This window comes from Mesorhizobium sp. AR07 (genome assembly GCF_024746815.1).
Taxonomy (GTDB): Bacteria; Pseudomonadota; Alphaproteobacteria; order Rhizobiales; family Rhizobiaceae; genus Mesorhizobium.
In genome coordinates this window covers 25,948-37,720 of the sequence record NZ_CP080526.1, presented here as the reverse complement: position 1 = coordinate 37,720, position 11,773 = coordinate 25,948, and the positions used below count along the sequence as shown (strand labels likewise).

Here is an 11,773-nt window from a genome sequence, read left to right as displayed (position 1 = left end):
ATGTACAGGAAGCTCCTGCTCAAACGTCAGCCGCAATATCGATGGATCTGTTGCAACCTTTTGATTACCAGTGCTGTGGCAAGGAGCCTTCGATCATTTCGGAGGGTTGCAATGTTCAAAGGCCGCCAGTTCGACCAATCCGTGATCTTGCTGTGCGTGCGCTGGTACCTGGCCTACAATCTGAGCCTGCGTGATCTTGAGGAGATGATGGCCGAGCGCGGCATTACGGTCGATCACACGACCATCCACCGCTGGACCGTTCGTTTCTCGCCCTTGTTGCTCGAGCGTTTCAACTGGCGCAAGCGTAGCGTGACCGGCAAATGGCATGTCGACGAGACCTACATCAAGGTCCGCGGCCAGTGGATGTATCTCTATCGCGCCATCGACAGCGTCGGCGACACCGTCGAATTCTGTTTCAGCGAGCAGCGCGACCTGCCGGCGGCCAAGCGCTTCTTCATAAAGGCGCTGGAGCGTCATGGCCGACCGGATCGCGTCATCATCGACGGGAGCCAGACCAACCACGAGGCGATCGTTTCCTGCGACACCACAAATCGCTTGCAGGATCGCACCCGGCGCCTGCTGAAGCCGATCCGCATCCGCTGGAGCCAGTATTTGAACAATCGGATCGAGCAGGACCATCGGCGCATCAAGCGCCGGGTCCGGCCGATGCTCGGCTTCAAATCGACGGCCACCGCCTCCACCATCCTTTCCGGCATCGAAATGATGCGACAGGCGAGGTACGCCTTCAATCCGAATCCGTCTCTGGCCGAGCAGTTCGAAATCCTCGCCGCCTGATTGACCTCGCATCAGGCCTCTCTGCGCCCCTATTCAGCCGTTGCAACAAAACCTCCGGAAGGCTGTGTACTTTACCTGTATGCCGATGCGTCGAAGGGATATTCGCTTGATGGGCTTCTCAAGGCGCTTTCCAAAGGCCCTTCATCGATCGTGACCGCGAATTGTGACCGGGTCGCCATCGACGGTCACGCTCCTTTTGTGACTCCGGGAGAGAAACCGAGGCGAAGCTCGCGAGAAACGGCCAACGAAAAGCTACCCCACCACGCGGCCCCACAACCACTGTCGAGTACCGGCTGCCGCTCAGCGGCAAGCGGCGCCGGCGTCCGAAGGCGGCGATGCACGTGGACGCGCATGCCAGGATAGGCACCCTACTGAAGGGTGTGCTGACCGACATGCGAGCGCGCGCAGGCGCGTACAAGCGCGTTGATGCTGTCCGAAGCGAGCTTGATGACTGGGTTCAATGCGAACACGATCGGGCGGCCATGCCCGATGAGGTGTTTTTCGACCTCGATACGGAGAGAATTCCGCCGGAGGAACGTCCAAAACTGGCGAACAACACATCGAGGACCTCCGCCTCGCACAGTCCGTCCTGACGCAACACTATCCGGATTGTGCGCCGTTGAGGGACCTCGTGGGAAAAATCGATCTTGCCGTCATATCGCTCGAGAAGTTGCGGTGACGATGGCGGTCGTCCGGCCAGGCACAGGCGCACTATTCGTCGGCGTCGGCATCACTCTCGCCGGGGCCCGAAAACCCCGGCATGACGTCGCCCGCCAGAAGCTTTTCCTTCGACAGCAGCCCCGCATCCTCGAGAGCCTCGAAGTCGGGAAGATCGCGCAAGGTTTCAAGCCCGAATTCCAGCAGGAACTGTTTCGTCGTCACATAGGTATAGGGGGCGCCGGGCGTCGGGCTTCGCGGGCCTGAGGCGATCAGGCCGAAGGAGCGCAAATTGCCGATCAGGTCGCGGCTGATCTCCTTGCCGAAGAATGACGACAGTTCGGCGCGCGTGATCGGCTGAAAGAAGGCAATGCACATCAAGACCAGCACTTCAGATTGCGTGAGGTCGACGGCGCGTTCGCTAGAGCCGACGGCGGTACGGATGGCGTCGGCATAGGCCGGCCGCGTCAGGTGCTTCCAGCCGCTGGCGACCGCGACCAGATCGTAAGGCCGGCCCCGCAGCTCCTCGCGGATGTCGTCGATCAAAAGGTCGATGCTGCAGGTCTTGCCGACGATGCGGGTAAGCACCTCGCGGCTGACCGGTTCGCTGGCGGCGAAGATGGTTGCTTCAACGCGGTTCATCCATTCGCGCCAACGTACTTCTGGCGGCAGGTGATCCAGTTCGCGGTCGAACAGGTGACCATCTGATCGCTCCTTCGCCCTTTTCCCCCTCGCCTGCTCCATGGTCTCACAGCCCGTAGATGCGGAAGGTCGGACGGCCGGACAGCTCGCGCACGGCGCCAAGTTCGATCAGCCGGTCGAACAGGCGGCGCAGGCCGCGGTCGCTGATGCCGGCGATCTTTGAGGATGCGACGATCGCGTCGTCGGACAGCAGCTTCTCGACGACAGTGTCCGCCCCTTTTGCCCGCAGTTTTGGGGCGACAGCCAGCAGGCGGTCGGCGCGGCGGCCGAGCTCGGCCGCAAGATCCATCGCCTGCAGCGCCGCCTGCGCATAAGCCGCCCAAATGCGTTGCCGGGACGCCTGACCGGATTCCCGTTCGGCATGGGTTGACCGACGACCGCCTGCCGCCGGGTGCAAGCCGAACAGGGGCACCGCATACGTCCACCCTAGCCGGTCGGCCAGAACAGCGTCCGCAAGCCACGGTCCAAGCTCACGCGTGGCGCGACTGTGATGACGCTCGAGCACGGCCATCGCGTCGACCGCGCCAGCGACTGCATTACCGACCGCGCCAGCGATCGCCTGGATTTCGTCACCGATTTGGCCGGCCGCCGCCTCGTCAAGCGCGCTCCCCAGATCCGCGGCGACATCGACCAATACCGCCTCGCTGACCAACGTCGCGACCGGACGCGATGCCAGCGTTCGCCAGGCAAGCAGCATACCGCCGGCGGGTCCAACGTCGTCGCCGGGACGGGTGAGTAGCAGCGCGTCGCGCAGCGCCGCCTCGTCCTCGACCCGGCCGGCGCGTTTGGCGGTTGCCGCCGCTGCCGCGAGTGCCAGGCGCTGCCGCCAGGCGCCGGCCCATCTCTCCTTCCGGCGCACCACCGCATCGAGGGCGGTCAGCGCCGCGGCCGCGGCAAATGCAGCGTCTTCAATCGAGTCCGGACCGGCCGCCGCGGCGCGCAGCCAGGTCGGCACGGGAGTGGCCAGCGCAGCCGGGGCTGCACCGGTGACGACCACAGGTCCATGGCGAAGCAGTTTCGGTCGCAGAATCATCGTCGACAGCATGAATTATCGCGGCGCTTCTGGCAACGAAAATGGCCGAAAGCCGCCGTGCCCGTCGACAGTTAAAAACGAACGATAAACCGTAGCCTTTCGTTTTGATCTTTCTAGAGGAGAAGACGTGACCGACCTTCATTCAGCCGGCAGCATTTTTTGCTGTCAGACCTTTTCCGGAGGAAGCTCGCCGTTGAGATGGTCAAGGCCCGGCTCACATTTCGACGGCTTCGACAGCGGCGATTTCGTCGGCGCTGAGTTCCGCGGTCAGATCGACCCGCCGGTCGCGCTTCGACAGCCGGACAAAATCCTCGTAAGCCAGCAGCACGGTGCACGGCAGGCCGTTCTTGGTGATGATGACAGGGTCGCGAACCGCGGCATCCTGATAGGCGCCGAAGTTTTTCGAGACGGCGGCGGCGGTGACGGTGGTGGTCATCGGCTGAACTCTTTTCTTCCGGAAGATACGGGTTTTCCGCGCTTTCCACAGGTATCAGCCAGCCATCGTAATTCGCGCTTCAGCTGGGCGCAAAGCGATAAGCTGCGGGATTTGGCGATCATCATCCCGTCATCCTTGCTGTGGCGCCGTTGGCCTTGAGCGCCGCCATCAGCATCGGCCCGACCGAAAAGGTCCCTCCCCTGGCCTTATCAGTCAGCGCTCGAAGATAGCCGCCGGCGGAATTGATGTGCTGAGCACGTTGCAGGATACAGGCAATCACCACCGCCGCAATCTCCTGGCCCATCGCATGGCAGGCTTCCTCATACGCTGACGGCGAAACACCCAGATATCCCCGCACCTGGGCGGCGGTTATCATGAGATCGCGCCAATTGCCGATGCCGTCGACGGCGTAGTCCGCAATTTCGGGACAGGCCTTCAGCACCATCCCCAGTGGATAGGTTTTCGGGGGCGCTGCGGTCCTCGTGCTTGGCTCGGCCGCCGCCCCGCTTTTCTCTAAAGCAGGTTCAAATTCAAAAATAGAGTCGGTATTTGAATTAGATTGCTGCCGCTCGTTTTGAGAGTCATTGCCGCTCGGATTCGTGGATTTCATATGGATTTCCAGCAGCTTATCCACATCATCACGCAAGGCGGCCAGATCGGCAACGATAGGCTCGAGCTCGGCAGTGCAAGCTCGGCGCGGTATCGCCTCCACAACGCCGCGGAAACGCTTCCACAGGCCTCCCCAGTCGCCCGGGACATCTTCGTCAAGGGCCGCCTCGATCAGCTTGTGGATGTCACGGCGGTGCAAGGTGATCCGCTCGCGCATGAGCCTGACCGCCCGGTTGTCGGCACGAACACGCTCGGCCGCCGCCTCGAACTCGTAAGCACGGGCCAGCAGGGGTGCCAGGGAGAAGCCGAATGCTTCCTGAATCTCCCCTCCCCTCCCCTTCCTCGCATAGCGCTTACCGTTCGGGCTATCCCGACGGATGATCAGCCCGCAGTCCACAAGAGCCGCCAGGTGTCGCCTGACTGTGGGCTCGGGCATTCCGTGCGCCCTGAGCGACAGCTGGGCGTTCGAGGGAAAGACGATGAGCCCGTTCTCCTCGCTCAACTCACTGTCCGGGAAAAATGACAGCAACGCATTCAGAACGGCCAGAGCGCGATCGCCGATGCCGACGATGCTCTTGCCCTCGCAGAGGTTGCGATAGATCTGCCATTTGTCGACAGCCCTGCCCTTTGGGATTTCACGTGAGTCGTTTTGCGCTGCCAGCATGGCAAGCGACATCGGCCGCCGCCCAAAGGGCGTCGTTGCAATACCCGTCTCCATTTTCTTTCACCCTCGATTAGGCAAAAGAAATCCGCTCGCCGAAACGACGCTTAAACCGCTTGACACTGATTCGCGAAAATGTGATTCTCAGCTTGCTTATGGTTGAGAAGGGCTTCCGCGACGGTGACGTTCGGGGGCCTTTTTCTTTTGCGGTTTCAGTTCTCCTGTTTCGACTTTCTGAACGCTTCGTAGAGTTCGCCCAGATTGCTTGAAATCCACTCGCCGAAGGGCTTCGCTTCCTTTTCCGTGAACACGAGCGAGAAATCCTTGGGACGTGATTTGGTGACGATGTTGACCGATTTGTCTTTAGGAGCCCAGCAGTTGGCAGCTACTGCGTTCAGTTTCTTCGTCGAGGCTGTCTTGTTGGCCTTCTTCGCGAGATTGAAGACCATCAGAAAGCGGTCGTTGGAACTGGTTTTCTTGAACTTGTCCTGCCCCAGCAGATGTTCGAGGCCATCGACATTGCTGCTCTTGAGGAGGATGGATAGATCGTACCACCTGTCCCTACCAACTCCCCTCGCAGCTCCGATCTTGTAGATCACGGCATCCGGGATGTTAGTGGTTACAGACTGCAGTTTGGACAAAACGGTCTTGTTGATCGCCAGCGAAGACATGATCGTCGCGTTGTCAAACTGTACGGCCAATTTCCTTGCGAACAGCGCCCGCTCAATGAATGAGAGATCGGCACGAGCGGTGTTTTCCTGCCCTTGAGCGATCACGTGTTCCTGATCGGAGAGCTGCCTGACTGCTGCATTCACCTTGATGCCGAGCGCTTTCGCGGCCTTGGCTCGACGATGCCCAAAAACGATCTGAAACCGACCTTCGGAACCTGGTATCGGCCGTACCAAGATGGGGCTGTCCTGGCCCCTTTCGGCAATGGCCTGGATCAGTTCCTGTAGGCTTGAATCGTCATCGTCATCAAGACGATCGACGACGAACGAGGCTTCCAACTGGTCGGGGTCCAGTTGGATGATCTGGGTGCCGGACAGTAGCTGCTTCTCTATTTCCTCGGCAGCTGCAACCTTTGCGGCCATCTCGTCGGCGGCGCGGCTCATCATCCCGAAAGCGCCACGGCGTCCGGGAGCCCCGGCGGATGTAGACGGCTTGGAAATCAAAGGGTTTGCAACGTTAAGCTGGGAGCCGCTGTCCCTGTTCTGCTCATTAGACGCCTTGTTCTCGAATGAGTTTACGGGCGTAAACTCGTCATCGGCGCCCTCATCCAGCAGGCCTGCCATGATGCCCTTCCTAGCCATCAGCTTGCCCTCCCCCAGGCACTGTGGATCAACGAAACCAGTTCCCCGTTCACGGAATGCAGGGATTCCACGGCACGATCATACGTTGAACGGGTGAGTTGCCCCCTCTCGACCTCGTAGAGGGTCTGCTTGGTGATCCCTGCGTCAGAGATTGCGGTGGATTTCACCATCTCGTTCTTGAGGACAAAACCTCCGAACAGCGACCGCATGAAATGAACCATCTGTGACTGCGGGATGTCGCCAGGTTCGTATCGGGTAACCAGATAGCGCATCCAGTCGAGGCTCATGTTTCCACCACCGCGCTTGATGGGATCGAGTATTTCCCCAAGCATTAGCAGGAACTGACACATCGACATAACGTCCAGCATCTGCGGGTGGACCGTTACAAGTACCGCCGTCGCAGAGGATAGGGCGGTGAGGGTCAGGTAGCCAAGCTGGGGAGGGCAGTCCAGGACGACAACATCGAATTCGTCTCCGACATCAGAGAGAGCTGCATCGAGACGCGTGAAAAACAGCCGCCCCATGTCCCGGGTGCCTTTTTCGGCGAGGATCAGCGGAGTATCGTATTCAAATTCCTGCAGTTCGAGGTTTGCCGGAATAATATCGAGACCAGGAAAATTGGTTTTCCGGATCAGCGCGCTAATCGGTTTCCTATGTTCATCGTACCGGATGGCTTCGTAGAGCGACGGGAATTGATCCAGTTCAGGCTGGATACCGTGCAATGCGGTCAAAGACGCCTGCGGATCGAGATCGATTGCAAGAACCCGATGGCCAGTCAACGCAAGATGCTGGGCAAGATGTGCCGTGGTGGTAGTCTTGCCGCTGCCACCCTTGAAATTGACGACAGCTACGATCTGTAGGTGTTCACCTTCCTTGCGGTGGGGAACATACATGCGAGAATCCGAGCGCCCTTTCTGGTCGAGGTAATGACGCATTTCGAGCATCTGCTCGGCCGTATAGGAGCGGCGTCCGGTTGGTGTTACATTCGGCTGTGGCCCTTTGCCGTTCAATGATAAGTTTTTGAGATAACCAGCGCTGATTCCGAGGTAGGAGGCGACTTCGGACAACTGGAACTGCCGAAGCGTTTTCACCGCATCTGGAGGAAAGTTGTCCAGACGATGCTTTTCAAGGCGGCTGGAAAGCGCCGCGCCCTGCTTCAGGATCAGCTGATCAAAATCCAAAAGAGGCTTATTGGCGTCGAATGCGATATTCATAAGCTGAAACCTGTAAGTGCGAATATTTATCCGCAATAACCCATTTATCGCACTTAGGCCCGATTCTCTGGATCTTGCAAGGATTTTAAAGTTAACGAAAGCTTAAACGCTTTGCTCTGCGGCGTCGTTTACGGCCGTAAACTCATTGGCAGCTGCGCCGTCGATTCGCAGGAACGCACGGGGTTTCCTATCAAAAATGCGCCGATGGGGAAGCGTTTCGCGACGATTGCGGCCTTGATGCGTTCAGAAATCAGCGCGCTTAAGCTACGTCACAGCACCGATGGTCAGTAGCAAGAACGTGCCTGCGCTGCCGTGGTGTCGATCGGATCCCGAAGTGGTCGGAAATTGGCATTTTGGCTGTGACGTCCTCGATCGTTTCGATCATGTGGTTGACTGAGCACGCCAGAAGGTCAAGGCGCACCATCGCCGGCGTCGCTGGCGTCGAGATTGCGCAGCGCCCAATGTGACAGGGCTGCGCGTAGCCGATTTGCCGCGACTGTGCCTGTATTACTGGGCCTGAGAACGCGTTCTTGAGGGCAGAGATTCAAACAGCGAGGATCAGGACACCCGATCCTTTGATGACGTCGCGCAATTCCCGACGGAGAAAGGTGGCAACTTGTGTCATCGGCCCGAAAAGACTACCTTACGGCCATTATGAGCAAGCATTTAGCATCCGTCCTGACGACTGTGAACGGGCCCTACAGCGTGCAGCTGGGCGAGGCGACGCTGGCGCATTGCCTTGCAGATCTCGATTTGGCCAAACAGCACCCCGGCCATGTCAGCGCCTTTCTCGGTGAAGTTCCCCCCGCGTTGCAGGTCGAGTTCGCTGTGGTGCATCATATCCAAGTCCCCGAACTGAAAGCCTTCGCCGCTGCGTTCTCCGCCTGGTCCGGCGAGAGCTATCCGCTTGCTGCGTGATGGCCGAACAGGATAGCCGTCGCCCTTCCGAATGGCGGCGGCTTTTTCGCATCGCCGTCGATCTGATTGACCAGCTTCGAGAGAATGCCGGCGGCTACGACTTCGAATGGTCATTTGGCGGAGGCACGGCTATGATGATCCAGATCGGTCATCGTGAAAGCCATGACATCGATATCTTCCTCGATGACCCTCAACTGCTCGGCTTCATCGACCCGTCTAAAAGCCGCCTGCGTTTTGATTTGGTGCCATCGGATTATCAGGGGGATGGGCTCCGGTTTCAGAAATTCGCCTTCGAAGGCATTGGTGAAATCGACTTCATCGTTGCCGGAACGCTAACGACGACGCCGTTCGAAACCCGTGTAGTGGAAGGCAGGACGGTGCGTCTTGAAACCATTCCGGAAATTATCGCCAAGAAGGTCTATTACCGGGGATCGGAAACCAAGCCGCGTGACATTTTCGACATCGCTGCTGCTGCCCGGTCTCAATTGGGCGAGGTCGTCAACGGCCTGCGCACGCTCCCCGAGCACGTCGCTCGCACCAGAGAGCGGATGGAAAGGCTCAACCCGGAATTCGTCGGCCGCGCCATCGCGCAACTGATGATCATGCCTGACTACGAAGCGTCGGCCGCCGACAGTCTGGTCGCGGCGATCGCTGTGCTCGACGAGGTGTTGTCATCACCTCAAAGAACCTGACCGCCTTACCCTAGGGATCGACCGGGGAAGGGGAGGGCTTTTCAAAGCCCGGACGCCTTGGTGAGATTGACCCGGAAGCGGTCGCGCTGGCGCTGGTATTTGCGCGTCATCTCAGCCGAAGCGTGGCCAAGCTGTTTTTGCACATAGCGCTCGTCGACCTCGGCTGAGGACGCGAGGCCAGCGCGCAGCGAATGGCCAGAAAACTTTTGGCTGCGCTCGCCCTCGGAAAGATCACCGCGCACGCCGGCAGCCAAGGCCGCTCGTTTGACCAGCCGCGCCACCTCCTGATCGTTGAGCCGCTCGGCGCCGACAGCCTTGCCTTGCCCGGTAACGCGCCGGAACAGCGGGCCATGGCCAATACGCGCTAATTTGAGCCAGATCTGCACCGCGACAACCGGGCACGTGCTGTCGGCCGAGCCGCGGCCGATCTCCACCTCGCGCCAGCCGGTCTTGCCGCGCAACGTAACCAGCACGCCCTTGTCCGGGAAAAATTCAATCCAGCCGCGGCCATCCTCGGTTTGATCGCGCGCGACATCAAGGCCGACGATTTCGGAACGGCGCAAGCCGCCGGCGAAGCCCAAAAGCAGCATGGCGCGGTCGCGCAGGCCGCGCAGCGTACCACGGTCGAGCGTTTCCAGCATGGCGATGAGATCGTCACGCAGGATGGCTTCCTTTTGTCGGGGAGGGGAAGCGTGGCTGTTGCGGATGCCGGCGAGCACGGTGGCGATATGCCGGTCCTTCCGGACGAGCGGTTGACCGCGTTGCGTATAATTCCAGGTCAGCGACGACAGGCGGCGCTCGATCGTCGCCACCGATTTTTTATCCCGACCAGATCCCGAGGCCTGGGCCGTGATGTAGAGGCCGACAATTTGGGGATCTGGCGGCAGCGGATCAAACGACTGGCGCCGGCACCAGGCGCAAAAATGCTTCCAGTCGGCGGCATAGGCGCGACGGGTATTTACCGAACTTGCCGCCTCGACATAATCGCGCGCACGGTCGGCCAGCTTTTCGAGATGTGCAGGCAGCGATGCTTGTCGCGAATCAAGGACCAGCGGGGGAGGGGAGGGAGCCTCATCCGGGCGCCCCATTTCCATGACGACGTCGACAATGTCAGGCAGGTCGTCGGTGTCGGTCGCGTCGACGGGCGTCATGAAATTACGGGCACTGCCCATCGGCGCTCTCGTTCATTGGAATGTCGCAGTGGTGCGATTCTTGAGAACACAACGTGCGACCAACGCGCCGAATTGTCCACCGCGAGGCGCTTGACGAATAGCCCCGAGTTTTGCTTCCCGCCACGCACGACAAAGAGCGGGGCGCTCCCGCGTCGGGCGGGCACTTATGGACGATGCGGCGATCGCTTCCACGCCTTGCCCTTCCTTGCCGTTCATTGCACTCGCATTCAACATATTCTATGTTTCGTTCAACAAAGGAGAACCCAGGATGAGCAATCGTGGCGTAACGGCAGCCGAAAGCGAGGAGCGGATTGCCCACACCCGCAACCGTCTGGTGCTTGAGCAAGCGAGGGCGGTCGGCCTTCTTGGCGCGGCCAAGAACACACGCCTTTCCGGCAGGGTGCCGTCGGAATTGATCGAGGCGGCGAAGAAGCGCGCTCATGTGACTTCCGATACCGAACTGCTGGAGCTCGCCCTGTCGCGGCTGGCCCTCGAGGATGATTTTGGCATCCGGCTCGTCGGCCGCAAGGGCAGCATCCCGGCGGACATTGATCTTGGCGTTTGATCTCGGGAGCGCGTTGCGTTCTCTCAAACCGCAGCGGCGCACCGCGAGGCTGGAACGGCGGCCGGATTCCGCGCTGTCCTGGGCAGGCGAAGAGCCGCCTGTCGGCGGCGCGCTGCTATTGGACGCCAGCGTCTATCTGGATGTCCTGCAGGGGCGCACGCCCGAAGCGGTCGATGACCTTCTCACCTATCGGCTTTGCCACCACTCGGCCGTATGTCTTGCCGAGCTCAGCCATGTATTCGGCCGTCTCGACCCGGCCCACGCCACGACGAAGTCGGTCCTGAAAGTGGTAGCGGACACGATCGAGGATATTCCAGCGCACCGGCTGCATGCTCCCGACGCCACCGCCTGGGGACGGGCTGGCATGCTTGCCGGTCTGCTGTTCCGGCTCAGCCATCTGCCGAAAGGGGAGGGACACGAACGCCGCTTCCTCAACGATGCGCTGATCTTTCACCAGGCCGGTCTGCTGGGAGCCACGGTTCTGACCGGGAACATCCGGGATTTCGATCCCCTCAATCAGCTTGTCCCGTCGGTGCGTGTAATTTTCTACCGGCCGGCTACAGGTTTGCCCTCGCAAGGTTGAAAGCATTGCCGGGAGATAGGCGCGTCACCCGTCGTCGCCGCGGGCGAGGGGAGTGACCGCTGCGAACAATGAAAGGTCGAACGGGGAAAGGGCGAACGGTTGCGAAAAGGGCAAAAATGCGCTATACGCTGCCTTGAGGTGGACAACGCTATGATCGTTCCATCTTGGTCGGGTCCAAGGCTGCTGGCAGCCGATAGCCCGAGGGCCAGGCGAGATAATTTGCCGGCGTGATGGCGACAGTCGGCAGCTTTCGTGCCGCGACATGGATCTCATTTCCGGTGAAAAATAAGGGCTGCTGAGGCATTTCGCGGCCGCTTTTTAAAACGAACGATAATGCAAGATTATCAATCGTTATTTATCCACGACAGGCGCGGCGGTTATTGCTCATTCCGATTGCGACAAGCGCCGCGATGATCCATGCTACTT

General features: G+C 59.9%; 12 protein-coding genes and 1 pseudogene. 6 read left to right on the top strand and 7 right to left on the bottom strand.

Annotated elements, in window-relative coordinates:
- The first annotated feature begins 111 nt into the window (after positions 1–111).
- Both BPNPMPFG_RS32865 and BPNPMPFG_RS32860 read left to right on the top strand, forming a co-directional pair.
- On the top strand, positions 112–795 hold the full coding sequence (locus BPNPMPFG_RS32865; RefSeq protein WP_258597369.1) for an IS6 family transposase: 684 nt from the start codon (positions 112–114) through the stop codon (positions 793–795).
- Between the two features lie 335 nt (positions 796–1,130).
- Complete coding sequence (locus BPNPMPFG_RS32860; RefSeq protein WP_258597367.1) at positions 1,131–1,388, top strand: DUF5623 domain-containing protein; 258 nt, start codon at positions 1,131–1,133, stop codon at positions 1,386–1,388.
- Between the two features lie 118 nt (positions 1,389–1,506).
- Here BPNPMPFG_RS32860 and scpB read toward each other — a convergent pair whose 3' ends face one another.
- The 6 genes and pseudogenes from scpB to repA all read right to left on the bottom strand — a co-directional run bounded on the left by scpB (position 1,507) and on the right by repA (position 7,417).
- Complete coding sequence (gene scpB, locus BPNPMPFG_RS32855) at positions 1,507–2,196, bottom strand: SMC-Scp complex subunit ScpB (protein WP_258597365.1); 690 nt, start codon at positions 2,194–2,196, stop codon at positions 1,507–1,509.
- 4 nt (positions 2,197–2,200) lie between these two features.
- Positions 2,201–3,199 carry a DUF1403 family protein gene (locus BPNPMPFG_RS32850; RefSeq protein ID WP_258597364.1) on the bottom strand — a complete coding sequence of 333 codons (999 nt, stop codon included), beginning with the start codon at positions 3,197–3,199 and terminating at the stop codon, positions 2,201–2,203.
- Positions 3,200–3,352: 153 nt separating this feature from the next.
- Positions 3,353–3,623: pseudogene (locus BPNPMPFG_RS32845) on the bottom strand (type II toxin-antitoxin system Phd/YefM family antitoxin).
- 121 nt (positions 3,624–3,744) lie between these two features.
- Entirely contained in the window at positions 3,745–4,950 is a 1,206-nt protein-coding gene (gene repC, locus BPNPMPFG_RS32840) for a plasmid replication protein RepC (RefSeq protein ID WP_258597362.1), read from the bottom strand.
- 155 nt (positions 4,951–5,105) lie between these two features.
- Positions 5,106–6,185: a plasmid partitioning protein RepB gene (gene repB, locus BPNPMPFG_RS32835; RefSeq protein ID WP_258597360.1), complete on the bottom strand. Its 1,080-nt coding sequence runs from the start codon at positions 6,183–6,185 to the stop codon at positions 5,106–5,108.
- 17 nt (positions 6,186–6,202) lie between these two features.
- Positions 6,203–7,417, bottom strand: a complete 1,215-nt coding sequence (repA, locus tag BPNPMPFG_RS32830; RefSeq protein WP_258597358.1) for a plasmid partitioning protein RepA — start codon at positions 7,415–7,417, stop codon at positions 6,203–6,205.
- Between the two features lie 705 nt (positions 7,418–8,122).
- Here repA and BPNPMPFG_RS32825 point away from each other — a divergent pair.
- Positions 8,123–8,335, top strand: coding sequence for a hypothetical protein (locus BPNPMPFG_RS32825; protein WP_258597356.1), 213 nt, complete (start codon positions 8,123–8,125; stop codon positions 8,333–8,335).
- Complete coding sequence (locus tag BPNPMPFG_RS32820) at positions 8,335–9,027, top strand: nucleotidyl transferase AbiEii/AbiGii toxin family protein (protein ID WP_258597354.1); 693 nt, start codon at positions 8,335–8,337, stop codon at positions 9,025–9,027. Before BPNPMPFG_RS32825 ends, BPNPMPFG_RS32820 begins: the two co-directional genes overlap by 1 nt.
- A gap of 41 nt (positions 9,028–9,068) precedes the next feature.
- Here BPNPMPFG_RS32820 and BPNPMPFG_RS32815 read toward each other — a convergent pair whose 3' ends face one another.
- Positions 9,069–10,199 (bottom strand): site-specific integrase, encoded by a 1,131-nt coding sequence (locus BPNPMPFG_RS32815; protein ID WP_258597352.1) that lies wholly within the window; start codon positions 10,197–10,199, stop codon positions 9,069–9,071.
- 268 nt (positions 10,200–10,467) lie between these two features.
- Between BPNPMPFG_RS32815 and BPNPMPFG_RS32810 the strand changes: the two genes are divergently transcribed.
- On the top strand, positions 10,468–10,764 hold the full coding sequence (locus BPNPMPFG_RS32810) for a hypothetical protein (RefSeq protein WP_258597350.1): 297 nt from the start codon (positions 10,468–10,470) through the stop codon (positions 10,762–10,764).
- Positions 10,754–11,347 (top strand): type II toxin-antitoxin system VapC family toxin, encoded by a 594-nt coding sequence (locus BPNPMPFG_RS32805; RefSeq protein WP_258597349.1) that lies wholly within the window; start codon positions 10,754–10,756, stop codon positions 11,345–11,347. Before BPNPMPFG_RS32810 ends, BPNPMPFG_RS32805 begins: the two co-directional genes overlap by 11 nt.
- The last annotated feature ends 426 nt before the right edge of the window (positions 11,348–11,773 follow it).

Bases quoted from the DNA above. Each gene is read 5' to 3' on its own strand.
- BPNPMPFG_RS32810 (WP_258597350.1), top strand. From the start codon at position 10,468: ATGAGCAATCGTGGCGTAACGGCAGCCGAAAGCGAGGAGCGGATTGCC.
- BPNPMPFG_RS32865 (WP_258597369.1), top strand. From the start codon at position 112: ATGTTCAAAGGCCGCCAGTTCGACCAATCCGTGATCTTGCTGTGCGTG.
- scpB (WP_258597365.1), bottom strand. From the start codon at position 2,196: ATGGAGCAGGCGAGGGGGAAAAGGGCGAAGGAGCGATCAGATGGTCAC.
- BPNPMPFG_RS32860 (WP_258597367.1), top strand. From the start codon at position 1,131: ATGCACGTGGACGCGCATGCCAGGATAGGCACCCTACTGAAGGGTGTG.
- repB (WP_258597360.1), bottom strand. From the start codon at position 6,185: ATGGCAGGCCTGCTGGATGAGGGCGCCGATGACGAGTTTACGCCCGTA.
- BPNPMPFG_RS32850 (WP_258597364.1), bottom strand. From the start codon at position 3,199: ATGCTGTCGACGATGATTCTGCGACCGAAACTGCTTCGCCATGGACCT.
- repC (WP_258597362.1), bottom strand. From the start codon at position 4,950: ATGGAGACGGGTATTGCAACGACGCCCTTTGGGCGGCGGCCGATGTCG.
- BPNPMPFG_RS32815 (WP_258597352.1), bottom strand. From the start codon at position 10,199: ATGGGCAGTGCCCGTAATTTCATGACGCCCGTCGACGCGACCGACACC.
- BPNPMPFG_RS32820 (WP_258597354.1), top strand. From the start codon at position 8,335: ATGGCCGAACAGGATAGCCGTCGCCCTTCCGAATGGCGGCGGCTTTTT.
- repA (WP_258597358.1), bottom strand. From the start codon at position 7,417: ATGAATATCGCATTCGACGCCAATAAGCCTCTTTTGGATTTTGATCAG.